Origin of the sequence: Xanthomonas cassavae CFBP 4642 (assembly GCF_000454545.1) — a bacterium.
GTDB classification, from domain to species: Bacteria; Pseudomonadota; Gammaproteobacteria; order Xanthomonadales; family Xanthomonadaceae; genus Xanthomonas; species Xanthomonas cassavae.
The window spans coordinates 2,055,881-2,079,207 of record NZ_CM002139.1; the positions used below are offsets into that span (position 1 = coordinate 2,055,881).

Annotated in this window: 25 protein-coding genes; 14 read left to right on the plus strand and 11 right to left on the minus strand. The window is 67.0% G+C overall.

What is annotated here, in order from left to right:
* Positions 1-21: 21 nt before the first annotated feature.
* From ccmE to XCSCFBP4642_RS0109300, 10 genes are all read right to left on the minus strand, one after another.
* On the minus strand, positions 22-492 hold the full coding sequence (gene ccmE, locus XCSCFBP4642_RS0109255) for a cytochrome c maturation protein CcmE (RefSeq protein WP_029219533.1): 471 nt from the start codon (positions 490-492) through the stop codon (positions 22-24).
* The gene (gene ccmD, locus XCSCFBP4642_RS0109260) at positions 489-695 is read right to left on the minus strand and encodes a heme exporter protein CcmD (protein ID WP_029219534.1); all 207 of its coding nucleotides are present in this window, start codon (positions 693-695) and stop codon (positions 489-491) included. The genes ccmE and ccmD overlap by 4 nt, the downstream gene beginning before the upstream one ends.
* The gene (ccmC, locus tag XCSCFBP4642_RS0109265) at positions 692-1,450 is read right to left on the minus strand and encodes a heme ABC transporter permease CcmC (RefSeq protein WP_029219535.1); all 759 of its coding nucleotides are present in this window, start codon (positions 1,448-1,450) and stop codon (positions 692-694) included. Before ccmC ends, ccmD begins: the two co-directional genes overlap by 4 nt.
* Positions 1,451-1,460: 10 nt before the next feature.
* Positions 1,461-2,795 (minus strand): S8 family serine peptidase, encoded by a 1,335-nt coding sequence (locus XCSCFBP4642_RS0109270; protein WP_029219536.1) that lies wholly within the window; start codon positions 2,793-2,795, stop codon positions 1,461-1,463.
* Positions 2,792-3,442 (minus strand): zf-HC2 domain-containing protein, encoded by a 651-nt coding sequence (locus XCSCFBP4642_RS0109275; protein ID WP_029219537.1) that lies wholly within the window; start codon positions 3,440-3,442, stop codon positions 2,792-2,794. The genes XCSCFBP4642_RS0109270 and XCSCFBP4642_RS0109275 overlap by 4 nt, the downstream gene beginning before the upstream one ends.
* Positions 3,439-4,032: a sigma-70 family RNA polymerase sigma factor gene (locus XCSCFBP4642_RS0109280; RefSeq protein WP_029219538.1), complete on the minus strand. Its 594-nt coding sequence runs from the start codon at positions 4,030-4,032 to the stop codon at positions 3,439-3,441. Before XCSCFBP4642_RS0109280 ends, XCSCFBP4642_RS0109275 begins: the two co-directional genes overlap by 4 nt.
* A 51-nt stretch (positions 4,033-4,083) precedes the next feature.
* The gene (locus XCSCFBP4642_RS0109285) at positions 4,084-4,800 is read right to left on the minus strand and encodes a hypothetical protein (RefSeq protein ID WP_425480187.1); all 717 of its coding nucleotides are present in this window, start codon (positions 4,798-4,800) and stop codon (positions 4,084-4,086) included.
* Between the two features lie 469 nt (positions 4,801-5,269).
* Positions 5,270-5,659, minus strand: a complete 390-nt coding sequence (locus XCSCFBP4642_RS0109290; RefSeq protein WP_029219540.1) for a c-type cytochrome — start codon at positions 5,657-5,659, stop codon at positions 5,270-5,272.
* A 35-nt stretch (positions 5,660-5,694) separates the two neighbouring features.
* A complete protein-coding gene (locus tag XCSCFBP4642_RS0109295) occupies positions 5,695-7,041 on the minus strand; it encodes a hypothetical protein (RefSeq protein ID WP_029219541.1) in 1,347 nt (448 codons plus the stop codon).
* Positions 7,042-7,112: 71 nt separating this feature from the next.
* Positions 7,113-7,733, minus strand: coding sequence for a cytochrome b (locus XCSCFBP4642_RS0109300; protein WP_152527242.1), 621 nt, complete (start codon positions 7,731-7,733; stop codon positions 7,113-7,115).
* A 312-nt stretch (positions 7,734-8,045) separates the two neighbouring features.
* Here XCSCFBP4642_RS0109300 and XCSCFBP4642_RS0109305 point away from each other — a divergent pair, with 312 nt between their 5' ends.
* The 14 genes from XCSCFBP4642_RS0109305 (at position 8,046) to XCSCFBP4642_RS0109370 (ending at position 21,746) form a co-directional block, all read left to right on the plus strand.
* Complete coding sequence (locus XCSCFBP4642_RS0109305; protein ID WP_029219543.1) at positions 8,046-8,483, plus strand: sugar 3,4-ketoisomerase; 438 nt, start codon at positions 8,046-8,048, stop codon at positions 8,481-8,483.
* The gene (locus XCSCFBP4642_RS0109310; RefSeq protein WP_029219544.1) at positions 8,480-9,151 is read left to right on the plus strand and encodes an acetyltransferase; all 672 of its coding nucleotides are present in this window, start codon (positions 8,480-8,482) and stop codon (positions 9,149-9,151) included. Before XCSCFBP4642_RS0109305 ends, XCSCFBP4642_RS0109310 begins: the two co-directional genes overlap by 4 nt.
* Positions 9,152-9,153: 2 nt before the next feature.
* Positions 9,154-10,107, plus strand: coding sequence for a glycoside hydrolase family protein (locus XCSCFBP4642_RS0109315; protein ID WP_029219545.1), 954 nt, complete (start codon positions 9,154-9,156; stop codon positions 10,105-10,107).
* Positions 10,094-11,026: a GNAT family N-acetyltransferase gene (locus tag XCSCFBP4642_RS0109320; RefSeq protein ID WP_029219546.1), complete on the plus strand. Its 933-nt coding sequence runs from the start codon at positions 10,094-10,096 to the stop codon at positions 11,024-11,026. Before XCSCFBP4642_RS0109315 ends, XCSCFBP4642_RS0109320 begins: the two co-directional genes overlap by 14 nt.
* Positions 11,026-12,138, plus strand: a complete 1,113-nt coding sequence (locus tag XCSCFBP4642_RS0109325; RefSeq protein ID WP_033898200.1) for a DegT/DnrJ/EryC1/StrS family aminotransferase — start codon at positions 11,026-11,028, stop codon at positions 12,136-12,138. The genes XCSCFBP4642_RS0109320 and XCSCFBP4642_RS0109325 overlap by 1 nt, the downstream gene beginning before the upstream one ends.
* A complete protein-coding gene (locus tag XCSCFBP4642_RS0109330) occupies positions 12,135-13,388 on the plus strand; it encodes an O-antigen translocase (protein ID WP_029219548.1) in 1,254 nt (417 codons plus the stop codon). The genes XCSCFBP4642_RS0109325 and XCSCFBP4642_RS0109330 overlap by 4 nt, the downstream gene beginning before the upstream one ends.
* The gene (locus XCSCFBP4642_RS0109335) at positions 13,385-14,335 is read left to right on the plus strand and encodes a glycosyltransferase (protein WP_029219549.1); all 951 of its coding nucleotides are present in this window, start codon (positions 13,385-13,387) and stop codon (positions 14,333-14,335) included. The genes XCSCFBP4642_RS0109330 and XCSCFBP4642_RS0109335 overlap by 4 nt, the downstream gene beginning before the upstream one ends.
* The gene (locus tag XCSCFBP4642_RS0109340; protein ID WP_029219550.1) at positions 14,332-15,465 is read left to right on the plus strand and encodes a hypothetical protein; all 1,134 of its coding nucleotides are present in this window, start codon (positions 14,332-14,334) and stop codon (positions 15,463-15,465) included. The genes XCSCFBP4642_RS0109335 and XCSCFBP4642_RS0109340 overlap by 4 nt, the downstream gene beginning before the upstream one ends.
* Positions 15,466-15,505: 40 nt before the next feature.
* Entirely contained in the window at positions 15,506-16,354 is an 849-nt protein-coding gene (locus XCSCFBP4642_RS0109345) for a Wzz/FepE/Etk N-terminal domain-containing protein (protein ID WP_029219551.1), read from the plus strand.
* Positions 16,355-16,620: 266 nt separating this feature from the next.
* On the plus strand, positions 16,621-17,463 hold the full coding sequence (locus tag XCSCFBP4642_RS0109350) for a class I SAM-dependent methyltransferase (RefSeq protein WP_029219552.1): 843 nt from the start codon (positions 16,621-16,623) through the stop codon (positions 17,461-17,463).
* Between the two features lie 12 nt (positions 17,464-17,475).
* Entirely contained in the window at positions 17,476-18,696 is a 1,221-nt protein-coding gene (locus XCSCFBP4642_RS0109355) for an amidohydrolase family protein (protein WP_029219553.1), read from the plus strand.
* Positions 18,693-19,391: a class I SAM-dependent methyltransferase gene (locus XCSCFBP4642_RS0109360; RefSeq protein WP_029219554.1), complete on the plus strand. Its 699-nt coding sequence runs from the start codon at positions 18,693-18,695 to the stop codon at positions 19,389-19,391. The genes XCSCFBP4642_RS0109355 and XCSCFBP4642_RS0109360 overlap by 4 nt, the downstream gene beginning before the upstream one ends.
* Before the next feature lie 115 nt (positions 19,392-19,506).
* Complete coding sequence (locus XCSCFBP4642_RS0109365) at positions 19,507-20,637, plus strand: glycosyltransferase family 4 protein (RefSeq protein WP_029219555.1); 1,131 nt, start codon at positions 19,507-19,509, stop codon at positions 20,635-20,637.
* Positions 20,634-21,746 carry a glycosyltransferase family 4 protein gene (locus XCSCFBP4642_RS0109370; RefSeq protein ID WP_029219556.1) on the plus strand — a complete coding sequence of 371 codons (1,113 nt, stop codon included), beginning with the start codon at positions 20,634-20,636 and terminating at the stop codon, positions 21,744-21,746. Before XCSCFBP4642_RS0109365 ends, XCSCFBP4642_RS0109370 begins: the two co-directional genes overlap by 4 nt.
* A gap of 245 nt (positions 21,747-21,991) precedes the next feature.
* Here XCSCFBP4642_RS0109370 and XCSCFBP4642_RS0109375 read toward each other — a convergent pair whose 3' ends face one another.
* Positions 21,992-23,206 (minus strand): nucleotidyltransferase family protein, encoded by a 1,215-nt coding sequence (locus XCSCFBP4642_RS0109375; protein ID WP_029219557.1) that lies wholly within the window; start codon positions 23,204-23,206, stop codon positions 21,992-21,994.
* Positions 23,207-23,327 lie beyond the last annotated feature (121 nt).

Below are 23,327 nucleotides of genomic sequence, written 5' to 3' on the forward strand. Positions count from 1 at the left end.
AACGACGCGGGCGACGCCGCATCAACGCGGCGCGGTCAATGGCGCGGCGATGGCAGGGATCGGCTTGCCGACATGGCCTTCGGCCATCGCGTCCTTGAGTTCTTTCGGCATGTAGGTTTCGTCGTGCTTGGCCAGCACTTCGGTGGCGACAAACCGCTCGCCCTGCATGCGCCCGTTGGCGATCACCGATTGGTTGTCGCGGAACAGGTCGGGCAGGATGCCGGTGTACTCGACCTGGGTGGCTGCATGTTTATCGATGACGGTGAAGCTGACTTTCAGCGAGTCGCTGGCGCGCTGGATCGAGCCGGCCTTGACCATGCCGCCCAGGCGAAACTGCCGATAGCCGGATGCCTCGCCGGCATGCACCTGGCTGGGCGTGAACAGGTAGCTCATGTTCCGCTGCAGCGCCAGCACGATCAGCGTCCCAGCCAGCGCGGCGGCGGCCAGCACCCCGACCACCAGCCACAGGCGTTGCTTGCGCGTTGCGTTCATGGCGCGTCGCGCTCCAGCGGTGGTACGGGCTGATCGCGCAGACGCCGCGGGGTTTGCCGCTGCAACCGGCCACGCAGTTCACGCGGCAGGCGCCGACGTCGCAGCCACGGTGCTGCAAGATCGGACAGCAGCACCAGCATGAACACTGCGTACGACGTCCACACGTACTGGCCGTAGCCGCCCATCGCCAGAAAGGTGCTCATGCGGTGCGCTCCGTCAATACGATGCGGCGTGCCCAGTCCTTACCGCTTTCCAGCGCCAGCAGGTCCACGCGCACGCGGCCGAACAGGCTGGCGACGTAGTAGCACTTGGTGGCCAGCATCATCGTCAGCAACGGCCACAGCATGTCCGCGCCCATCTTGGACGGGCCGAGCAGACGCACGGTGGAGCCTTGATGCAGCGTGTTCCACCACACCACCGAGTAATGCACGATGGGCAGATTCACCAGGCCTACCAGCGCAAGCAGGCCGGCCGCGCGCATCGCCTGGCGGCGATCTTCCACCGCGTAGTACAGGCCAAGCACGCCCAGGTAGAGGAACAGCAGCAGCAATTCCGAGGTCAGCCGCGCGTCCCAGGTCCACCAGGTGCCCCACATCGGCTTGCCCCACAGCGCGCCGGTGCACAGGGTGATGAAGGTGAACGCCGCGCCGATCGGTGCAGAGGCCATGGTCACTACTTCAGCGAGCTTGATCCGCCACACCAGCGCGATGAACGCCGACACGCCCATCGCGGCGTAGATGAAAAGGCTCATCCAGGCGCTGGGCACGTGGATGAAGATGATGCGGTAGGCGTCGTGCTGCTGATAGTCCGGTGGCGCCAGCACCAGCCCGCCATAAGCGGCCACTGCGCCGAGCAGCAATGCCAGCGCCAGCGCCCACGGGCGCACGGCCCCTGCAAAGCGGTAAAACATCGGCGGCGAACTGAGCTTGTGCAGCCACAACGGGATCCACGTGGTCATGCCGGTGTCGTCAGTTGGAATGTCTGGAAGGCGTCAGCGCATCGACTGCGGCGCCGGCATTGACCTGCAGCTGGCCGTCGGAGACCTTGCTGGTGCGCTGCAGGAGCTCGCGCAACGCACTGGCATCCATCGAGGGCTGCAGCGACAACAACAGCGCCGCCATGCCGCTGACATGCGCGGTGGCCATCGACGAGCCGGAGGTGAAGTCGTAGCGGCCGTTCGGCTGCGTGGTCAGGATGTCCTTGCCGGGTGCGCTCAGCACGCCGGGCATGGCCGCGCTGGCGCTGCTGCTGCGCACCACCAGCACGCCCGGCACATCATTGGGAAACCCATCGAGCCGGCCATTGGGCGGCATCGCCGCGACCACGATGCGGCCCTGCTGCACCAGGTGCGCCAGCATCTTGCTCAGCAGCGGATCGGCTGGCCCGCCCAGGCTCAGGTTGACCACACGCGCGGAGCTGTTGTTGATCGCCGCCAGCGCCTTGGCCAGGGTGAATGTATTGCAGCGTGCCGTGGCGCCGACGGTGGGCGCATACCAGCAGGCCTTGTAGATGTTGAGCATGGCCTTGGGCGCCATGCCGACGATGCCCTGATGGTTGTTGCTGCCGGCGGCGATGATCCCGGCCACTTCGGTGCCGTGCGAATCGCTGCTGGTCATGACCGGGGTGTTGTCGACCAGGTCATGCACTTCGCGGATGCGCGCCTTCAGGTCCGGGTGGCGGGTGTCCACGCCGGTATCGACCACCGCCACGACCACGCCGCGGCCCTGGGTTACCGCCTGCGCGCTGGCGGCATCGGTGTCGATGAAGCCGCGCTGCATGTCCACATACGGGTCGTTGTAGCCGGACAGTGGGGTGTGCTTGTCTGCGGCGGCATCGGCGGAGAACACCGAGAAATCCTGGACCGGCTGCACCAGCTCCACGCCTTCGTCGTCGGCCAGCGTGCTGACCAGCTCATCGCGCGAGACGCCCGGCGGCGGCTGCAGCACCGCGCAGTACAGGCCCAGCGAGGTGATCGGCCAGCCGGCCACTTCACGCAACTTGTAGCGCTGCTTGATGGCTTCCATGCGCACGGCGGCCTTCTGGCCGGCGCCGTAGTAGCTGGAGGCATAGCCGATCAGGCTGGAGCCGGCACGGGCCGGCGGTGCGCTGAGCGGGTTGGCCACCGCCAGCAGGATGTCGCGGCTGCTGTCGGGCGTGTGCGCATCGGTAGCAGCGGCTGCCGGCGCCGTGCCGGCGGCAGCGGTTTGCGCGGTGTCCTGCAGGGCTGCGGTGGCCTGCGCGGCGCCCTGCAGGCCCGTGCCAAGCAGGGCAGCGACCAGGCCGATGGGAAACAGACGGTTCATGGGGCGGAGACGATCTCGGCCAGCCGGATGCCCGGATTGGCACGCAGTTGCTGCACGGTCTGCTGCGGCTGGGCCGGCGGCTGCGGTGCGGCCGGCACCACGGTGTAAGCGCCCATGTCGTTGGGGCCGCCCACCACCTGCAGCTGCTGCGCATGCAGCAAGCGGTCCCAGTCGGCCACGGTCATCTTCGCATCCGGCACCACGCGGATGGCGCCTTGCGGCACCGGCAACGCGGTGGCGCTGCTGAGTGTGCGGTAGTCGTGCGACGGCGTCGGCGAAGCCAGCTTGACGCCCATGACGCCCAGGCCGATGGCCTGTACCAATGCAGCGGCGGCCAGGGCGCGCACTGTCCAGCTGCCGGAGCGGCGGGCGGCCGGCGGCGGCGCGATGCGCTGTTCGGGCGCGTCCAGGCGGCCGAGCAGGCGCTGCAAGCCGGCGTTGGGGTCGAGCTTGACGGCGCATGGCAATGCCAGCGCCTGACGCAGGCGGTTCTGCTGGGCGAACTCGGCGCTGCAGGAGGCGCATTTGGCCACGTGCGCGATCAGCCAGGTACTCTCTTCCTCGGTGGCGCTATCCAGCAAGACAGCTGGCATCAGCTCCCAGGCGTGCGAGCATTCCTTGCCAGGCGCGATGAAAAACGTCTTCATTGCAGGGTCTCCGTGTAAGGAGCGATGCCGGCCAAGCCGGGCAGCACATTGCGTAATTTGACCCGGGCGTGGAACAGCCGGGCTTTGATCGTGCCCACCGGGCACTGCATGATGTCGGCGACTTCTTCCAGCTTGTGGCCGACGCCGTAGACCAGCTCGATCACCAGGCGCTGGTCCGGCGACAGCCGCTCCATGCCCTTGTCCAGCCAGTCGCGCAGCTCGCGGTCGTCGCCGTCGTCGGTGCTGGGGGCGTGGTCTTCCACCACGGCGGTGTCGTCGATGGCCTCGCCGTCGTGCTGGCGCAGGCATTTGAGCCCGCAGCGGTAAGCGATGCCCATGATCCAGGTGGACACCTGCGAATCGCCGCGGAAGTCGCCGGCCTTCTGCCAGGCGATCCAGAAGCAGTCGTTGATGGCCTCTTCGATGATGTCCGGCCGGCGGGTCAGGCGCGACAGGAACCGGCAGAGCCGACCGTGGTAGCTGTGGTACATGCTCGCCAGGGCATCGCGATCGCCCGCTGCCATGCGGCGCAGCAGCATGCGATCGGTGGCATCGCCGAGGGTGTCGGAATCATTCATCGAAGCAGGCATGGCAGAGGACACGTCTAGGTGCCCGCAAGCGGGCAAAAGGTTGCGGTTGGATCAGAACGCGCGCGACACCATGCCCACCCACGGCGTTTCGCCCGGGCCGCCCTGCGCGCGCGGGGTGTTGCTGCTGGTCAATACCCGGTCCAGCTTCACGGTCCACGCGGCGTGGTTCCACTTCAGGCCCAGTTGCCCATACCGATAGCGGCCGGAACGCGGGGCGCCGTAGGCCATGGCCGGAAAGTCCGAGACGCCGGCGCCGGCCGAGAGACTGACACTGGCCGACAGCGGCACACTGGCGGTGACATCGACCGCCCTGTTCCAGGGCGAGCGCTGCGCACGCGGGAAGTTGAAGGTGGACAGCGAGAAGGTGAGCATGTCGCGGTAGGACCAGGCCAGGCTCGCCTCCTGGCGGTCGAAGGTGCGCGACTGGCGGTCGGTCGGGTAGGGGTAGTACAGCAGACTGGCCTGCATCTGCCAGCGATCGTCCAGCATCCAGGCGCGCGCGCCCTGCAACGTGAGCGCCACCGGTCTGCTGAAGGAGGGCGATTGCAGCGCCGCGGAGGCCGACATCGACCAGCCGGGTGCGGGCAGCCAGTAGCCGGCCGCCTGCAGGGTGACGCGATTGGGGGCGATGGCGATGCCGCGGTCGATCAGGGTGGACGCGACGGCGACTGCGCCGCCCAGGGTGTCTGCCAGCGCGCTGCCGCAGGGGCTGGCCACCAACGCAAGAAGCAAACCCCATTGCAACCGGGTACGGCGAGGCGGGCGCAGCTGCCGGCAACACGGGTGCGGGCGGCGCAGGCCGCCGGAAAACAGCCGCCGCCACCATGACGCCGCACCGATCGCAGCCCACGGGTGCCCGTCGCAGGCGCCGCGGCGTCGCGTGCGGAAGAGGGGCTGCTTGGCGGGTGACACGTTCGGCAAGAGAGTGGGGCGGCGACACGGAGCGGGGCGCGATAGTGACCCATCACGCAGGACGAAACCGCCGCAGCTGCGACGGTTTCGTCCGTATACGCGAAGGGACTGCATCAGGCAACGCGGCCCCGTGCACCTGTGCGGTGCTGCGACAGGGTATCCGTATGCCAGCGGCGAAGACTGCGGCCCGTCGGCTGTACCCGGCTTGAAGCAGGCACGGGCGGTGGGCAATGTCCTCACTTCCGCCAGGGAGCGCCGAACCCGGCCCACCCTATCCTTGCCTGCATCCCTATCTTGCCATCGGTGCCGTGCTCCAGGGCACGGTTCAGTGCAAGGTGTTGAGGTAGGCGATCAGGGCGTCCAGTTCCTTTTCGTCTTCCAGGCCCTCGTACTTCATCTTGGTGCCCGGCAGCGCCTTCTTGGAATCCTGTTTGAGGAAGCCCTTCAGGCTGGCCGCATCCCAGGTGCGCTTGCTTGCCTTGAGTTCCGGCGAATAGCCGCTGAAGTCCGCCACGGTGCCGGCTTGACGGTCGACGATGCCGAACAGCGAGGGGCCCTTCTTGTTCTTGCCTTGGGTGGCGCTGTGGCATTCGGCACATTCGGTGGTGAACACGCTCTTGCCATCGGCGGCACGTGCCGGGGTAGCCAGGGTGGTGCCGGCCAGCAGCAGGCCGGCCAGCGAAGCGCACATCAGGGTCTTGTTGAATGGATGCATGTGGGTCCGTACGGTTGCGTGCAGCGTGGGGGAGGTCAGAACGTCAGGTTGACCGACATCGTGAAGCTGTTGAGATCGCGCGGATTGGTGAGTGGCGGCCCGCCGAACACGTTGGACGTACTGCCGTTGAACTTGTCGAAACGGAACCAGCCGGCCGACAGGCGCAGGTTGGCCATCGAGGTGTAGGTGCCGTCCTTGCCGAACGGAGTCCAGTACAGAAGGATCAGGTTGCTGGTGGTGTCGGGGATGCCCACCGGCAGGTAGCGCGCCGCATCGAACGAGCCGCTGTTGATCATGTGCGCGGCCAGCACGCCGTAGGTCTGCTTGAACGCGTAGTTCATGCTGATGGTCTGGTCACGCACGCTGCCGCGGTCGAGTATCGGCAAGGTCGGGTCGGCCGATACCAGTGGGCTGCCGTATTTGCGCCGCTCGTAGATGTTGACGTAGGCCAGCGAGAGCACATGCTCGCGGGTGCCGAGGAACTGATAGGTCAGGTCGTAACCGAAGTCGGTCAGGTCGTCGCTGGGTCCGTTGCGCGGACGCTGGCGGCGTGTATTGAGCGCGGTCAGGCCCACCGAGAAGAACTGCCGCTTCATGTCCTTCATATAGGCCAGGCGCGCATAGCTGGTGTCGCTGAGCTTGCCCGGGTCGCCGTTGATCGGCCAGCCGAGGCGATCTTGCGCCGAGGGCGACAAGGCACTGTAGCTGCCCACTTCGCCATACCAGTTCTTGTCGAACAGCCCGTACACGCTGGCGCCGATCACGCGGTTGGACAGCGACGAGGAGCTGAGCATGGTGGACGCGCCGCCGTTGGAGGCCGGGGTCAGCGTGGAGGCATTGGGCAACACGTGGATCGGGTCGGAAATGCCCGGATTATTGTTGACGCTGACACCGATCATGGCGTCTTTGCCGGCCATTTCGAACGGCTTGCTGACAAAGCGCAGATCCACATCGTCCAGGCGCGTATCGAAGGTGGCGTTGCCGCTGTTGTTGGAGCGGATCTTGGAGTAGCCGCCGACGTTGTCGCTGACCCGGCCGGCCAGATACAGGTCGGCCTGGGTCAGCCGCGCGGTGCTGTCGCCGCGGCTGGGATTGCTGCGCGCCCAGGTGAGCTGGCCGGAGACCGGAATCTTGGTGCCCTCGCCATTGGTATCGGTGAACCCGCCCAGTTTGAAGCGCATGCCATAGGGCGTGAGGGAGGGGCCGTAGGAACCGACATGGCAATCCGCGCACGAAGAACCGGTCTGGCGTGCGAACGAGGGGATCGCCTGCGCCTGCGTGCTGGTCAGCAGCAACAGCGGACCGGACACGCACAACAAGGACGTCAGGGAGACAGTGCACGATGCGGCGGCGCGGCGCGAAGCAGGCTGGGAAGTAGGCATGGGAAGTCCTTGTTCGACGGAACGGGGTAAGGCGGGGCGGAAACGGCGGCGGGCGGGGGAACCGGTAGTGCTCATGCGTGCTTGCCGGGCAATACGCGGCGCAGCAGGCCATCGCGCAGTACCAGGTGGTGCCAGAGCGCGGCGCCGATGTGCACCAGCACCAGGGCCAGCAACGCCCAGGCGGCATTCAGATGCCAGGCACCCAGGGTGTCGCCCAGGTCTGCGTCGGCTTCCACCACGTTGGGCAGGGCCAGGCCGAACAGATAGACCGTCTTGCCGAAGGCGTTGCTGAGCGACCAGCCGATCAGCGGCAGCGCGAGCATCAGGCCGTACATCGCCAGATGGGTGCCGCCGGCGGCCAGACGCATGAGCAGCGATGCAGGTGGGCCGGGCGGCAGCGTGCGCAGCCGCAGGCGCAGGCCCACCCGCAGCACGAACAACAGCAGCACCATCAGGCCGAAATGGCGGTGGCCTTCCAGCAGCCATTGGCGCAGTGCGCGCCCATCCAGCTCGGCGCGCAACAGGATCAAGGTGGCCGCCATTACCAGGCACAGCACCGTCAGCCAATGCAGCACGCGCATGGGTTTGGGCAGCGGAACGACGCGCGCGGCCGGCGCGGTCTGTTCCGGCAGTGGCAGCGTGGGGGCGCTGGCGGTGGCTGCCGTATCGGGCGCCTGAGGGGATGAACGCATCTGGTCGGTGTCCTCACCGGTGGTGGTCGTTGGTTCCGGCAGTTCGCACTGTGCTGCCAGGCTTGGCTCCCCACGCCGGCCGAACGGCGGCCAAGTGAGCGTGCACCGATATGTGCGGCAATGCCGATGAAAGGTTGCATCGCGCCAACGAATTTTTATCGCATCGTTGCGCGGTCGATGAGGCGTAGCACCGGTTGCTGCGCTTGCGCGGACGCGGCTTCGCAGGGTCGTGACGTCGCGCAACCTTTCGCGCATCCCGGCGCACTCAGGCATGTCGCACTACGTGCAGTCAGTGGTTACGCCCATCCGATCATGGCCTTCGAACCCATCCAGTTGCATACCCACGGCGACGATCGCGGGCTGCTCATCTCGTTGGAGCAGCAGCGCAATGTCCCGTTCGAGATACGTCGCGTGTACTACCTGTTCGGCACGCGCGATGACGTGCATCGTGGCCAGCACGCGCACCGGCAGCTCAATCAACTGGCCGTGGCCCTGCATGGCTCGGTGACGATTCTGCTCGACGACGGCAAGGGCGATGGCCCGACCGAGGTGCGCCTGGACGACCCGTCGCAAGGACTGCTGCTGGGCCGCATGGTATGGCGCGACCTGCATCGCTTCAGCCCCGACTGCGTGCTGATGGTGCTGGCCGACCAGTTCTACGATCCCGCCGACTACATTCTCGATTACGACCAGTTCCTCAGCGAAGTGCGCGCTGGCAGCGGTCTGGATGCACGCAGGCTGGAAGCATGAGCGTGCACAAGCCCCTGGTGATCGTGGGTGCAGGCGAATTTGCGCAGATCGCCTGCGAGTATTTTCAGCACGACAGCGACTACACGGTGGTGGCCTTCAGCGTGGAGCGCGACTTCCTGTTGCGGCCCACGCTGGCCGAGTTGCCGGTGGTGGCCTACGAAGAGCTCGAGCAGCGCTATCCGCCCGAACAGTACGAGGTCTTCGTCGCCATCCCGGCCACGCAGCTCAATCGCCTGCGGACGCGCTTTTTCCAGGACATGCTACGGCGTGGCTATCGCTGCGCCAGCTATGTCAGCTCGCGTGCGTTCGTCTGGCGCAATGCGCAGATCGGCGCCAACTGTTTCCTGTTCGAAGGCAACGTGATCCAGCCATTCACCCGGATCGGCGACAACTGCATCCTGTGGAGCGGCAACCATGTCGGCCACCGCACCGTGGTGCAGGACAATGTCTTCATCGCCTCGCACGCGGTGATTTCCGGCTATTGCGAGATCGGGCGCGGCAGCTTCATCGGTGTCAACGCCACGCTCAGCGACAAGGTGCGCATCGCCGCCGACAACATCATCGGCGCCGGTGCGCTGGTCACCCGGCACACCGATGCAGAGCGTGTCTACGTCGGCTCGCCGGCGCGCGCGGTGGCCGGCAGATCCAGCTTCGACGTGGAGCTGTGAGCATGTTTGCCTGGACCAAGCGCGGCCTGGTCTTCGACGTCGCACGCGATGGCGTGGGCGGCTGGATGCAGCACGCCGCGCTGACGCCGACGCCCTATCGGTTGTCTGCGCAGGTGCTGCGTGTCTATGCGGGCTTTCGCGATGCGCAGGGCGTGAGCCGGATCGGCTATGTGGACGTACGCGCCGAAGCACCGACGCAGATCGTCGGCGTCAGCCCGCAGCCGGTGCTGGACATCGGCCGCGCTGGCTGTTTCGACGACAACGGCATGATTCTCGGCGATGTGGTGGCCGGGCCGGATGGGCTGTACATGTTCTATGTCGGCTTCCAGCGTGTGGCCAAGGCCAAGTTCCTGGCCTTCACCGGGCTTGCACTGTCCCGCGATGGTGGCGAGCGTTTCCAGCGCTTGCAGGACACCCCGCTGCTGGATCGCGCGCCCGGGCGCAGCACGATCGCCGCGGTGCATTCGGCACGCTTCGAGGAGGGGCGGTGGCGGCTGTGGTACGCGGTGGGCGACGATTGGGAAACCATCGGCGGCCAGCCGTATCCGCGCTACCACATCCGCTATGCGGAGACCGACGACCTGCGCCATATCCCTGCCGACGACGCAGTGTGCCTGCGTCCGCAGGGCGACGAATACCGCATCGGCCGCCCGCGCGTGTATCGCCTGGGCGATCGCTATCTGATGTATTTCACCCGCGGCGATACGCACGGCGGTTATTTCCCGGGTTTCGCGTCCAGTCGCGACGGTGTGCAGTGGCAGCGCGATGACAGTCAGCTGGGGCTGCAGCGGTCCGAGCACGGCTGGGATGCGCAGACGCTCTGTTACCCGGCCTTGATCCAGCAGCATGATCGGGTGTTGATGTTCTACAACGGCAATGCGATGGGGCAGGCCGGCTTCGGCCTGGCCGATGCCGCGTTGCCGCCGGGCTTGCAGGGGCGCCATGTTTTCGGTTAGGCCGTATCTCCCCGGCGATGCGCCTGCCTGGGATGCCCTGGTGGCGTCCTCGCGCAATGGCAATGTGTTGCATCGGCGCGGCTACATGGACTATCACGCCGACCGCTTCGTGGACGCATCGTTGCTGATCGAACGCGGTGGCGAGGTGGTGGCGGTGTTGCCGGCGAACGTGGACGGCGAGTGTGTCAGCAGCCACGCCGGCCTGACCTATGCTGGCCTGCTGTCGTCCACGGCCTTGCGCGCGGGAGCGACCTTGCAGGTGTTCGAACAGATCGCCGCGCACTATCGCGCGTGCGGGATGCGCGAGCTTGTGTACAAGCCGGTGCCGCATATCTTTCATGCGTATCCGGCCGAAGAAGACCTGTATGCCCTGCATCGCGTGGGCGCGCAGCTGTACCGGCGCGATCTGTCCTCGGCGATCGCGTTGCGCGAGCCGTTTGCCTTCAGCGCCGAACGTCGACGCTCGCTGGGCAAGGCACGCAAGGCCGGTATGCAGATCCAGGCCAGCACCCGACTCGATGAATTTCATGCCCTGCTGACCGAGGTGTTGCAGCGCCATCACGTGGCGCCGACCCATCGGCTGGACGAGCTGCAATTGCTGCAACGCCGGTTTCCGCAGCAGATCGTGCTGCATGAGGCGCGGGCCGAAGGGGAGCTGTTGGCGGCAGCGCTGGTACTGGATTTTGGTCGCAGCGTGCACACCCAGTATTTGGCGGTGTCCGCGCGCGGTCGCCAGCTGGATGCGCTGAGCCTGCTGCTGGCCGAGCTGATCACCCAGGTGTATGCGCAGCGCCATTACTTCAGCTTCGGTATCTCGACCGAGCAGGCCGGCCAGGTGCTCAACGACGGTCTGGTCGAACAAAAGGAACGTTTCGGCGCACGCGCCGTGGTGCAGGATTTTTATCGGTGGATGCTGTAATGGATGTGCCGTTCCTGGATTTGCGCGCGGTCAATGCGCGGTATGCGGATGAGCTGAAGGTCGCTGCGGCGCGGGTGATCGATGCCGGCTGGTATGTGCTTGGGCAGGAGCTGGCCGCCTTCGAGGAAGAATTCGCCAGCTACTGCGGCGCCGCGCAGACGGTGGGTGTGGGCAACGGGCTGGATGCGTTGTCGCTGATCCTGCGCGGCTATCGCGAGCTGGGCGTATTGCGCGAGGGCGACGAAATCATCGTGCCCGCCAATACCTTCATTGCCACCTTTCTTGCGATCAGTCAGAACCACCTGGTGCTGGTGCCGGTGGAGCCGGACCCTGCGACCTTCAACATCGACCCGGCCAGCGTGGAGAAGGCGATCAGCCCGCGCACGCGCGCCATCATGGCGGTGCATCTGTACGGGCAGCTGGTGGATATGGCGGCGCTACAGACGCTGGCGCATCGCTACGGGCTGCTGTTGATCGAAGATGCCGCGCAGGCGCATGGCGCCAGCGCGCACGGGCGCCGTGCCGGCGCTTTTGGCGATGCGGCGGCGTTCAGTTTTTTCCCGACCAAGAACCTGGGCGCACTCGGCGATGGCGGCGCAGTGGTGACCTCGGATACGCGCCTGGCCGAGCGCATCCGCGCGCTGCGCAACTATGGTTCGCAGGTGAAGTATCACTACCTTTGCCAGGGCGTGAACTCGCGGCTGGACGAGATGCAGGCGGCGTTCCTGCGGGTCAAGTTGGGCTATCTGGACGATGAGATCGCCCGCCGCCGCGCGGTGGCGCAGCGCTACCTGCACGGCATCGACAACTCCCTGATCACGCTGCCGACGGTGGTGGCCGAAGCGCAGCACGTCTGGCATCTGTTCGTGGTGCGCAGCGCCCAGCGCGATGCCTTGCAGGCGCATCTGCTGCGCTCGGGCATCCATACCCAGATCCATTACCCGGTGCCGCCGCACCGGCAGCCGGCCTACACCACTTTGGGCGATGCCTGCCTGCCGGTGAGCGAGCGACTGCACCGCGAGGTGCTGAGCCTGCCGATGGGGCCTGCACTGGACGATGCGTCGGTTGCGCGCGTAATTGCCGCATGCCAGTCGTTTGGTGCCGCTGCATGAATGTCGTGCGCAGCAGCGCCTACACCGGCGTTGCGACGCTGGCCAAGCTGCTGGCCGCGCTGGTGGTTGTGAAGTTGGTGGCGGTCTACGCCGGCCCGCAGGGGGTCGGCCGGCTGGGCCAGTTCCTCAATCTGATGTCGGTACTGGCGGTGCTGGCAGGCGGCGGCATCAGTGCGGGCATCGTCAAGTACGTGGCCGAGTATCGTGACGATACGGCTGCGCTGGCACGTCTGCTCAGCGCGGCGCTCTGGTACGCGTTCTGCGCGGCCTGCGTGATGGCGGTGCTGGCGTTGCTGTTCAGTGGCGCCATCGCCGAGCGCCTGCTCGGCGATGCGGCGTACCGGCCGCTGATCTGCGTGGTGGCGGTGGCGCAGCTGGGCATCGCACTGGCCAACTACATCCTGGCGGTGATCAACGGCTTCATGGACGTGCGCCGCCTGGCATTCGTGCAGGTCAGCGGTGCGGTGCTGAGCACGGCACTGGTGGCATGGCTGTCCAGCCGGGCACAACTGCAGGGCGCCTTGCTGGCGCTGGTGCTGGGCCAGGTGCTGTGGTTGCTGGCCGGCGTGCCGGCGCTGCGGCGCAGCAGTTATTTTCGGCGCGAGATGTTGCGCATGCGCTTCGATGCGCAGATGACGCGCAGGCTGGCGGCGTTCTCGGTGATGACGCTGACCTCCACGCTGGTGCCGCAGCTGGTGACCGTGCTGGTGCGCGACCATTTGGCGCTGCAACTCGGCTGGCAGCAGGTGGGGTACTGGCAGGCGGTGAGCCGGGTGTCGGATGCGTATCTGCTGTTCTTTACGACTGCGATCAACGTGTATTACCTGCCCAAGCTGGCATCGCTGCAGGAGCGCGCAGCGCTCGGGCGCGAGCTGCGGGCCGCGTATCGCCATGTGCTGCCGGCGGTGATCGTGATGGCGCTAGGCGTGTACCTGTGTCGCGATTGGCTGACCTGGCTGTTGTTCGACGCCCGGTTTGCCCAGGCCATCCCGCTGTATGCCCCGCAGCTGCTGGGCGATGTGATCAAGATCGCCGCCTTCGTGCTGTCGTACGTGATGCTGGCCAAGGCGATGACGCGGCTGTTCGTGGTCTCCGAATGCGTGTTTGCCGCCAGCTATCTGGCGCTGGTGTATCTGTTCACCGCGCAATGGGGGCTGATCGGCGCGATGTATGCCTTCCTCGCCAACTACGTGCTGTATCTGCTGTTCAACATCGTGGTGGTGCGGCGCTATCTGGTGCAGCCGGCATGAGCGATTCCACCCAACCCCTCGGGCGCGCACGCTGGCCGCTGCTATCGGTGCTGATTCCGGCCTTCAACCACGAACGCTTCGTGCAACGCTGCCTGGACAGCGTGCTGGACGACCCGTACCCGTGCAAGGAACTGGTCATCATCGACGACGGCTCCAGCGACGCGACCGGCGAGAAGATTGCGCAGTGGATCGCCAGCCATGGCCACCGGCTGCCGGTGCAGTTCGTGCAGCGCGCCAATCGCGGGGTGGCGGCCACGCTCAACGAACTGGCGCTGCGTGCGCGCGGCGAGTACCTGCGGCTGGGCGCAAGCGACGATTATCTGCTGGCCGGCGGGCTGGATGCGCAGGTGCGCTACCTGCGTGCGCATCCGCAGAAGCTGGCGGTGATCGGCGATGCCTGCGTGGTCGACCAGCATGGGCAGCTGCTGCACGGCAGCGCCATGCGCGACCTGCATCGGGTGGATGTGGACCTGTACCGCTCCGCGTCCGGTATCCGTCGCGCGGTGATCCAGCAGTGGGGGGTCGGCGGCGCGGTGGCCTTGCTGCGTCGCAGTGCCTTCGATGCGCGCGCCGGCTGGAACGAGTCGTTGCGGATCGAAGACTGGGATTTTTTCCTGCGCCTGGCCGCGCGTGATGCGCTGGGTTTTGTCGACGTGCCGGTGTGCGCGTACCGGTTGCATGGCCATAATCTCAGCAAGACCGTGGACGTGCACGCGCGGATTGCCAACCTGAGCGAGTCGCGTCAGGTGGCACTGCGCTGTGCGGAATTGTTCGATGCACCCGAGCGCAGCTTGCTGCACGCGCAGTCGCACTACATCGCGGCCAAGGTGGCGTTCCTGCAGCGCCGGCCGCACCGGGTGATCGTGCATCTGCTCGCCTATGCCTGGGTGTCGCTGCCGGCCAGGTGGCGGCCCAGGCAGGCGCGCAGCACGGTGAAACCGGCATGAGCACGCTGTTGCGCCGACCGGCGACCTATCTGGCACTGCCGATGCTGTTCAGTTGCGCGCTGACGCTGCTGACCTACAGCTTGCCCGGCGACTACGCGGACGGCATCGCGCTGCTGGCCGCCGCCGCCGCCACGACCTGCGTGCTGGACGCCGTGCTGCGCGTGCAGTTGCCTGCGGTGGAGCGCTTTCGCGCCTACCGCTACGCCGGCACCCGCGACGCCTTCCTGGTGCTGACGCTGGCCGCGGTGGTCACGCTGTTCTGCATTGCGGACGTGGTGCTGTTTCCGATTCCATTGTTCAGCGACCCGTCCTCGTATGCCACCTTGAGCCCGCTGCGCTCGCATGTGCGGCATATCTCCAACATGTGCTGGATCCTGCCGCCGATTGCGCTGCTTTGTGTGCGCCATCGCGGCTTGCGTGCGGCGATGGTGGCGTTTGGGTTCGTCTTTCCGATCGTGGTGATCGACCGCAATCGCATCTTTGCCGGGCTGTTCTCCTTCGTGCTGGTGATGCTGCTGCGGCGAGACCCGGTGCGCCGGCTGCCGTGGAAGACGATCGGCGTGCTGGTGCTGGCCGGCGGTGGGGTATTTTCGGTGCTGGGCGCGCTGCGTTCGGGCTCGTTGGCCACGGTGGCGTTGCCGTTCGGCGCGTTGTATCGCGCCATGCCGCAGGGCGTGCAGTGGTTGCTGCTGTACATCAGCGCCGGGCCGTACAACTTCGGCGCGATCCTGGCCAAGGGCTATGTCAACACCAGCTTCCTGGTCAATCAGCTGGTGCCGTTCAGTGGCTCTGTCGCCACCGCCGGCACCAGCATCCCGCTGGATGCGCCCAATATCAATGTGGGGACCGAATTCTTTCCGTTCCTGATGGCCTGGGGCGCGCCGGGCGCCCTGCTGGCGCTGCTGGCGTTGTATGCAGGGCTGGTGTGGAGCGTGCGCTTGCTCAACGGCTCACTGTCGATCTTCCATGTGCTGATCTTCCTGCGCATCGCCTATGCCTGCCTGATGTCGCCATTCGCGCCGCAGGCCTTTACCTGGACCAACTTCGGCTTTGTCGCGCTGTGCCTGGTGCTGCATGCCTGCACTGTGCTGTTGCCCACCCGCCACGCCGCATATCCGTCTGCCGCGTGAACGCGGCGATTCCATCCTCCTGTTGCAGAGCCTGCGCATCATGAATCAACACGACGAAATCTATCTGATCGACCTGTGGCGCATCCTGCGCCGCGAATGGCGCTGGGCGCTGGCCGCGTTCGTCGTGGTCGTGGGGCTCAGCGTTGTGTTCCTGCGCGTGGCCAAACCACAGTGGGAAGCCGCTGCGTGGATCCAGGTGGGTGAGATCGGCCCGACGCCGGCCGGCCGCGACCCGAAAGTCGAGCCATTCCAGCGCGTGATCGATCGCATGAAGACGCGGCTGTTTCAGGATGCGGTACTGCAGCGGGCCGGCGTGCCGCTCAAGGGCCGCGCCGCGCAGCTGTATCGGAGCAGCCTCAAGCCCGATCCCGAGCCATATGCCAATCTGATCGGCATCACCATCCGTGCCGCTTCCTCACAGCAGGCGCGCAGCCTGACCATGGCGACGGTGGACACGCTGAAACGCCTGCATGGCGACACCAATACCACCGCGCTCACGCTCGCCCGCACCCGATTGCAGGGCCTGAGCGAGGACCTGCGTGTTGCCACGCGCAACCGCGAACAGCTGCAACGGCAACTCGACGCCGGGCAGAGTGGAGCGACGAGCCCGGCGCAGGTGCTGGCTGGTGTGCTGCTGACCGACAGCAACACCAACATCCGCGCGATCAAGGCCGAGCGCGACGATCTGGTTGCGCGGCTGACCGACCGCTATACCTATCAAACCTCGCTGGCGTGGCCGGTGTATGTGCCAGAGCAGCGCGCATTTCCGAACACCGCGATGGTGGGGGCGCTCGGTCTGCTCGGTGGTGCGGGGCTGGGGGTGTTGGTGGCGGTACTGCGCGATGCCTGGCGCCGCCGTGTGCTGGCGACGTCGGCGGCTGTCGCCTGACATCAGCTGCTGCAGGCTGGCGCTTGGGACCGGCGTGCGGCAAAGCTGCGGTGCGCACGGCTGTCATGCGCGCTGCTTTCGGGATTGCGCCGGGCCCCAGTCCATTAATGCAGTTTGCAGGTGATTCCCACGCATCTGTGTGCCGACCGGCCTGCAACCAAACCGGCGGGCGCTGGCACTCACGGGTCTATCAAGCGATGCCGCAGCGGCGGCTCCGCGTCCGGAGAGTGTCGTGAGTTCAGCAGGACAGGTGTGGGAGGCGATGCATGTCGGTGGTCAGTGAGCATGCGGCGCGTGGCGGGACGGTCGCACCGGAGCAATTGCTGGAGACGCAACGTGCGTTCGACAGCGTCGCCCCCGATTACGACGGCCCGCGCGGCAACAATGCGCTGATCCAGCGCATGCGCACCACATTGTGGGACACGGTCGCGGCCGAACTGCCGGTGGGCTCGCATCTGGTGGACCTGGGCTGCGGTACCGGCTTGGATGCCGGCGAATTCGCACGTCGCGGTTACAACGTGCTGGCCACCGACTGGTCGCCGGCGATGGTCGAGCGCACCCGCCACCGCGCGGCTACGCGGGGCCTGCAAGAGCGCCTGAGCGCGGCCCACGTCGGCATCCAGCAGCTCGACCAACTGGAGGGCACCTTCGACGGCATGTATTCCAACTTCGGCCCGCTCAACTGCGCACCGGACCTGCCGGCGGTGGCGGCCGAATGCGCGCGTCTGCTGCGCGCCGATGGCTGTCTGGTATTCTCGGTGATCGGGCGCATCTGCCCCTGGGAAATCGGCCATTACGGCGTGCGCGGGCGGTTCAAGCGCGCTGCGGTGCGGGCCGCGCGCGGGGTTGCCGCGGTGGGCATGAACGGCCACACCATCTGGACCTGGTACCACCTGCCGCGCGAGTTCTACCGTGCCTTCGCCAAGCACTTCGTCCTGGACCGCTATCGCGCGTTGAGCCTGTTCCTGCCGCCGCCGTACCTGGTGGATGTCTGCGAGCGCCACCCGCGCCTGGCGCAGCGCCTGGGCGCGTTGGACGATCGGTTGGGCGGACTGCCGTTGCTGCGCGACATGGGCGATCACTTCCTGATCGTGATGCGCAAGCGCTGAGTGGAGAGCTCGATGGCCATGGCCGATGTCTGTCTGCAGGGCGCGCGCGCGATCACCCTGGCCGGGGTGTCGCACGCGGCGGTCGGCATGCGCAACGGCCGCTTCGGTGGCACGGTCGGCACTGGAACCTTGCGGCTGGATCTGCAGGGCCATGTGCTGGCGCCGGGCCTGATCAATGCGCATGAGCACTTGCAGGTCAACTGCGTCCCGCCGCTGCTGCAGGTAGCGCCGTTTTCCAATAGCTATGCATGGATCGAGGCGTTCCAGGCGCATTTCCAGCATCCCGACGTGGCCGCGGCACTGCGTGTGCCCAAGGCGGGACGGCTGCGTCACGGCGGCTTGAAGAATCTGCTCGCCGGCGTGACCTGCGTGGCGCAGCACGACCCCTGGCACGCCACCCTGGATGAAGCCGGGTATCCGGTGAACGTGCTGCGCGAGTTCGGTTGGAGCTACGCGCTGGGCTGGACGGGCTACGGGCCGCCGGTGCAGGCCAGCTTTGCGGCCACGCCATCGGCGCATCCATGGATGATCCACCTGGCCGAAGGCACCGATGCGGTGGCGCGCGCCGAGCTGGACGACCTCGACCGGCTGGGGTGTCTGGCGTCCAATACGGTGCTGATCCATGGCGTGGGCCTGGGCGAGCAGGACATCGAACGGGTCATCGCGCGCGGCGCAGCGGTGGTGTGGTGCCCGTCGAGCAATCTGACTCTGCTCGGTCGCACCCTGGACCCTTGGCGCCTGTGCATGGCCGGGCGGCTCGCGCTGGGCAGCGATTCGCGCGTGAGCGGCTCGCGCGATCTGCTCGACGAACTGCACGTTGCCGCCGACAGCGGCCTGCCGCCGGACCTGCTGCTTGGCCTGGTCACCGCGCAGGCCGCACGCATCCTGCGGATGGCAACGCGCGGGCGTATCGCGCCTGGTGCGGTTGCGGATCTGGTGATCGTGCGCGACCGCGGCGGCGAGCCCGCCAACAGCATCATCGGTTGCGATCGCAGCGCGCTGCGCGCAGTGATCCGCGACGGCAAGCCACGCATTGCCGATCCGGATTTCGCGCCGTGGTTCGATGCCGCCGGCATACAGATCATTCCGGTGCTGCTGGACGGCCGCCCCAAGTTGCTCGACGCCGCGCTGGCAGATCCAGCGGTGCTGGCACTGGAGCCGGGCCTGCAATGCGTACAGCACGCAGCGCCTTCGGCAGCTGATGCGCTGGTCGCCATCGGGGTCGCGTCGTGAGCGCGGTGCCGGTGCTCGATCCGGTGGATGCGTATGCGCTATGGGCGCAGGCGTATCCGCCGCATGCGCACAATCCGGTGATGCTGGCCGAAGAGCGCGCCATGCTCGGCCTGATGCCGGCGGTGCTGCAGGGCCAGCATGTGCTGGATGCAGGCTGTGGCAGCGGCCGTTACATGTTTCATGCCTTGCGGCGGGGCGCACGGCACGTCACCGGCATCGATCTGTCGCCGCAGATGCTGCAGCGTGCCGGCACCGAACTGGCGCAGCACTGGCCGCCTGGGCGGGTGAGCCTGCAGCAGGGCAGCCTCGATCACTTGCCGCTCGCCGATGCGGTGGCCGATTTCAGTGTCTGCGGGCTGGTGGTCGGGCATCTGCCGCGGTTGTGGCCGGCGCTGGAAGAGCTGCATCGCGTCACCCGTGCCGATGGCATCGTGCTGTGCAGCGACGTGCACCCGATCGGCGATGCGCTGGGCTGGCGCCGCGATTTCAAGTCCGACGGCCGCCACTACGCGGTGCGTCACACCCAGCATCTGTATAGCCACTGGCATTGGGCCTGCACGAAACTGGGCTTTGCGATCGAAGCCGTTGCCGAGCCGATGCTGGATCCGGCCGATATTCCCGCAGGTGCGCATTTCGACAAGGTGGCGCTGCAGGTCCCGGTGGCCCTGGTGCTGCGGTTGCGGCGCGTCGCGTGAACGAGCGGAGCGATAGGCGGTGCCCGCGCTGTGCGAGCGGTGCTCGCTGCTTGCCGCAGTGCTGCGGACGTGGGCGATGTGGCGTGCACGTCCATCGCGCGCTGCTGTGCACGCCATGACCCTGCATGTGGCCCAGCTTAATCTGGTGGCGACTCCTGATGGCCTGAGCATCGAGCAGGTGTTCGCGCAGTGGCCGTCGCTGGCCGACATTGCCGAGGCGGTGGCCAGTGCGGGTATCCGCGTGTCGGTGATTCAGGCCTCCGCGCTGGAGGCACGCTTGTCGCGGCACGGCGTGCAGTATTGGTTTACCGCGCTCGGCCTGCGGGGCAGCGCTGCACGCGCCAGCACACTGCAAGCGCTCCTGCAGGAACTCGACGTCGATGCAATCCATGTGCATGGCCTGGAATTCGCCGGCGATGCGCGACGGCTGGCGCGTGGGCTGCCGCACACGCCGATCCTGCTGCAGGATCATGCCAACCGCCCGCCGCGATGGTGGAACCGCGCGGTGTGGCGTGCACGTTATCGAGCCGCTGCAGGAATCGCCTTTACGTCCCTGGAACTGGCGCGGCCGTTCCAGCGTGCGCGTCTGTTCGGTGCCGGCACGCAGCTATTTGCCATTCCCGAATCCAGCAGCCGTTTTACGCCGGGCGCACAGGCGCTGGCGCGCGAGCTGACCGGCCTGCATGGCGACCCCTGTGTGGTGTGGGTGGGTCATCTGAGCCCGGCCAAGGATCCCTTATGCGTGCTCGATGCGGTCGCCATGGCCGCGCGTCGCGTGCCTGGCCTGCACCTGTGGTGCGTCTTCGACCAGGCGCCGCTGCTGGCGCAGATCCGGCAACGGCTGCGCGAGGATCCGCTGCTGGCGCGCCGCGTGCAGTTGTTGGGCAAGGTGGAGCATGGGCGCGTGCAGACCTTGCTGCAGGCCAGCGACATCTTCGTCTCCGCCAGTCATACCGAAAGCTGCGGCTACGCGGCGCTGGAAGCCTATGCCTGCGGCAGCCTGCCGCTGCTGACCGATATCCCTGCGTTCGATGCGCTCAGCGCTGCGGGCACGGTGGGCGAACTCTGGCCGGTGGGCGATACCGCCGCACTGTCGGAACTGTTGGTGCGCGTATCGCGGCAGCGGCCCAGCCGCGCGCACGTGCGCGCGCATTTCGATGCACGCCTTTCGTTTGCCGCAGTGGGGCGGCAGTGGGCCCAGGCCTACGCCAGCGTGCTGGGTGATGCGCAGGAGCATGCGCGATGAAACTGGCGCTGGTGGTGCCGGGAGGGGTGGACCGCAGTGGCGAGGTCCGCGTGATTCCGGTGTTCCTGACCTTGATCGAGTGGCTGGCGCGCCACCATGAGGTACACGTGTTCGTCTTGCATCAGGAGCCGCTGCCGGCCACCTGGATGCTGCGCGGCGCCAAGGTGCACAACATCGGTGAGCGGCGCACGCGCCTGCGTGCAGTGGCGGCCATCGTCGAGGAACACCGGCGCGCGCCGTTCGATGTGATTCAGGCGATCTTCTCCGGCTACTGCAGCCTGATCGCCGTCCTCGCGGCGCGGCTGCTGCGGCGTCCCAGCGTGGTGCATATCGCCGGCGGCGAACTGGTGGCGCTGCATGCGATCGGCTACGGCGGCCGCCGGCGTTGGCGTGGACGCCTGCGCGAAGCGGTGATCCTGCGCCTGGCCGACCGGGTGACCGCTGCCAGTGAACCGATCATTGCCTGTCTGCAGGCACTGGGCCTCCAGGCGCAGCGGGTGCCATTGGGCGTGGATCTGCGCGCATGGCCGGCGGCGCCGCCGCGTGCCCGCCACGGTGCGAGCGCACGTTTGCTGCATGTGGCCAGCCTCAATCCGGTCAAGGATCAGCGCACCTTGCTGCAGGCAATGGCCGCGCTCAGGCGCGCCGGCGTCGCCTTTACGCTGGACATGGTCGGCGTCGATACGCTGGACGGTGCCATGCAGCGTCTGGTGCAGCAGCTCGGCCTGCAGGAGCAGGTGCGCTTCCTCGGCTTCAAGACCCAGCGCGAAGTGCGCCCGATCATGCTGTCGGCCGATCTGCTGGTGCTGTCCTCGCTGCATGAAGCTGGCCCGTTGGTGCTGCTGGAAGCCGCCGTTGCCGGCGTTCCCACCGTCGGCACAGCGGTTGGCCACCTCATCGAGTGGGCACCGGTCGCAGCGTTGGCGGTTCCGCCAGGCGATTGGGCGGGCATGGCCGAGGCCATCCGCCAAGTGCTTGGCGATGACGAACTACGCCTGCGCCTGGCCTGGGCCGCGCAATGTCGCGCGGTTCGCGAAGATGCGGCGTTCACCACACGCCAGTTTGAACACCTTTACCGTCAGCTGTGCGAGCGGCGACCGCTGCGCTGAGTGTGTCGGTCCAGCAGGCGCGCCGTCGGACCGGTGTGGCTGGGCTGATCGGTCTCAGCACTGGAGCAGGGTTGCCGTCGCCGCGTGCGCAGCTGCACATCGCGGAAGTTGGGCGGGCGTCTTTGCCCGCATTTTCAGCTGTCAGCGCGATAGTGCGGCGCATGCTCGGCAACTGGCAATGCCGGGCCAGCACGTCCATCGAGGGAAATAGCACAGCGACGCACCCGGTAGCCGGCGGCCCAGCCTCACGCCGGCTGCAGATAGCCATCCAGCGCCGCGCGCACGACGTACAGCATGTCGGTGCGCGGGATCGGGCGGGTCAGCCGCGTCATCAGCCGACGTGCCTGGGTCTGGCGCACCCATGGCTGACCCTGCAGCCAGAATTGGGTGTGCAGCATGTCGGCACGCTCCTTGCGGCTTTCTGCCGACGGCACCACGCGTTCGCGCACGTATTGCCGCGCCTCGCTCAACGAACCAGACCACTCGATCCCGGGCAAGGCTGGCAGCCACAGGTTGGAGCACGAGGCGGTGGTGAGGGTCTGCCGGCCGGCACGCAGGCGCAGCAGGCGCGGGCACTCGGCATGCAACCGCGCCATCACCTGCGCCGGCACCACCGCGCGGTAGTAGCGCTGCAGCAACAGCAATGGCGGCAGCGCCCACCAGGGCGACACAGCCGGGTCTGCCCACAATTGCTGCCAGTCGCGCGGGCCCATGCGGGTCGCCAGCAACGCAAGATCATGCAGATGCATCAGCCGGATGCTGCGATGGCAGATGCCTCCGGCCGCGTGCAGCAGCAGGTGGCACATCAGGGCGCCAATGGAAGGGTAGGGGTTCAGCCCCGGCTGCGCGTGTTCCGGCCAGATCCCTGCAGTGATGTCCACGCTGCGCACCGGCAGGCGTTCCTGGATGCGCGTATGCACTTCGATGTTGATGGGAGCATCGCGGTGTTCGCCCAATCCCGCCACGGCGTCGCCTTGCACCGGTTTGAACACCTGGTGCTTCCATTGCTGAAACGAGGCTTCATACCCGAGTTCGCACAACAGCGCGGCCGTGGCCAGCGCGTCTTCGGGCGCCACCAGCAGGTCGATGTCCGCCATCGGGCGGTCGCCGGGCAGGTAGACGCCCAGCCGATGCAGGGCGGTGCCCTTCAACCCCACCAGCGCGATGCCGGCGCTGCGCGCGGCGCTGTCGATACGGGTCAGCAGCAGCGCGATACGCCGATGGCGGTCTTCGACATGATCGCGCTGCTCGCTCAGGAAACTGTTCCATTGCGCGTTCTGCCACAACGAGCGGCGCTGCAATAGCGGCGACACGCCATGTGCCGCTGCCGCCGCTGCGGCCAGTTGCCATTGCAGGCGGTCCCACTGTGGCGAACTGTCGCCTGGCTGCGCCAGCTCGTGCGCCAGCTGCTCGGTGGCCGTGTGCAGGCCGTGTCGGATGGTACGAAGCGAAAGCTGCATGCGGGCGTGATCCGGGAGGTCGAAGGGGCGGGGCGCAATGGTGGTGTTGCGAGTCAGTGGCGGTGCTACATGGTGGCGGCGTATCGGCTCAGCGATGGCGTTGTTGCACGCCAAGATTGCA

What these genes read in the sequence shown, in the direction of transcription:
- XCSCFBP4642_RS0109295 (WP_029219541.1), bottom strand. Translation starts at nt 7,041, where the DNA reads ATGCCTACTTCCCAGCCTGCTTCGCGCCGCGCCGCCGCATCGTGCACT.
- XCSCFBP4642_RS0109275 (WP_029219537.1), bottom strand. Translation starts at nt 3,442, where the DNA reads ATGAAGACGTTTTTCATCGCGCCTGGCAAGGAATGCTCGCACGCCTGG.
- XCSCFBP4642_RS0109365 (WP_029219555.1), top strand. Translation starts at nt 19,507, where the DNA reads ATGACCCTGCATGTGGCCCAGCTTAATCTGGTGGCGACTCCTGATGGC.
- XCSCFBP4642_RS0109330 (WP_029219548.1), top strand. Translation starts at nt 12,135, where the DNA reads ATGAATGTCGTGCGCAGCAGCGCCTACACCGGCGTTGCGACGCTGGCC.
- XCSCFBP4642_RS0109300 (WP_152527242.1), bottom strand. Translation starts at nt 7,733, where the DNA reads ATGCGTTCATCCCCTCAGGCGCCCGATACGGCAGCCACCGCCAGCGCC.
- XCSCFBP4642_RS0109320 (WP_029219546.1), top strand. Translation starts at nt 10,094, where the DNA reads ATGTTTTCGGTTAGGCCGTATCTCCCCGGCGATGCGCCTGCCTGGGAT.
- XCSCFBP4642_RS0109325 (WP_033898200.1), top strand. Translation starts at nt 11,026, where the DNA reads ATGGATGTGCCGTTCCTGGATTTGCGCGCGGTCAATGCGCGGTATGCG.
- XCSCFBP4642_RS0109280 (WP_029219538.1), bottom strand. Translation starts at nt 4,032, where the DNA reads ATGCCTGCTTCGATGAATGATTCCGACACCCTCGGCGATGCCACCGAT.
- ccmC (WP_029219535.1), bottom strand. Translation starts at nt 1,450, where the DNA reads ATGACCACGTGGATCCCGTTGTGGCTGCACAAGCTCAGTTCGCCGCCG.
- XCSCFBP4642_RS0109310 (WP_029219544.1), top strand. Translation starts at nt 8,480, where the DNA reads ATGAGCGTGCACAAGCCCCTGGTGATCGTGGGTGCAGGCGAATTTGCG.
- XCSCFBP4642_RS0109315 (WP_029219545.1), top strand. Translation starts at nt 9,154, where the DNA reads ATGTTTGCCTGGACCAAGCGCGGCCTGGTCTTCGACGTCGCACGCGAT.
- XCSCFBP4642_RS0109375 (WP_029219557.1), bottom strand. Translation starts at nt 23,206, where the DNA reads ATGCAGCTTTCGCTTCGTACCATCCGACACGGCCTGCACACGGCCACC.
- XCSCFBP4642_RS0109335 (WP_029219549.1), top strand. Translation starts at nt 13,385, where the DNA reads ATGAGCGATTCCACCCAACCCCTCGGGCGCGCACGCTGGCCGCTGCTA.
- ccmE (WP_029219533.1), bottom strand. Translation starts at nt 492, where the DNA reads ATGAACGCAACGCGCAAGCAACGCCTGTGGCTGGTGGTCGGGGTGCTG.
- XCSCFBP4642_RS0109270 (WP_029219536.1), bottom strand. Translation starts at nt 2,795, where the DNA reads ATGAACCGTCTGTTTCCCATCGGCCTGGTCGCTGCCCTGCTTGGCACG.
- XCSCFBP4642_RS0109290 (WP_029219540.1), bottom strand. Translation starts at nt 5,659, where the DNA reads ATGCATCCATTCAACAAGACCCTGATGTGCGCTTCGCTGGCCGGCCTG.
- XCSCFBP4642_RS0109345 (WP_029219551.1), top strand. Translation starts at nt 15,506, where the DNA reads ATGAATCAACACGACGAAATCTATCTGATCGACCTGTGGCGCATCCTG.
- XCSCFBP4642_RS0109370 (WP_029219556.1), top strand. Translation starts at nt 20,634, where the DNA reads ATGAAACTGGCGCTGGTGGTGCCGGGAGGGGTGGACCGCAGTGGCGAG.
- ccmD (WP_029219534.1), bottom strand. Translation starts at nt 695, where the DNA reads ATGAGCACCTTTCTGGCGATGGGCGGCTACGGCCAGTACGTGTGGACG.
- XCSCFBP4642_RS0109340 (WP_029219550.1), top strand. Translation starts at nt 14,332, where the DNA reads ATGAGCACGCTGTTGCGCCGACCGGCGACCTATCTGGCACTGCCGATG.
- XCSCFBP4642_RS0109355 (WP_029219553.1), top strand. Translation starts at nt 17,476, where the DNA reads ATGGCCATGGCCGATGTCTGTCTGCAGGGCGCGCGCGCGATCACCCTG.
- XCSCFBP4642_RS0109350 (WP_029219552.1), top strand. Translation starts at nt 16,621, where the DNA reads ATGTCGGTGGTCAGTGAGCATGCGGCGCGTGGCGGGACGGTCGCACCG.
- XCSCFBP4642_RS0109305 (WP_029219543.1), top strand. Translation starts at nt 8,046, where the DNA reads ATGGCCTTCGAACCCATCCAGTTGCATACCCACGGCGACGATCGCGGG.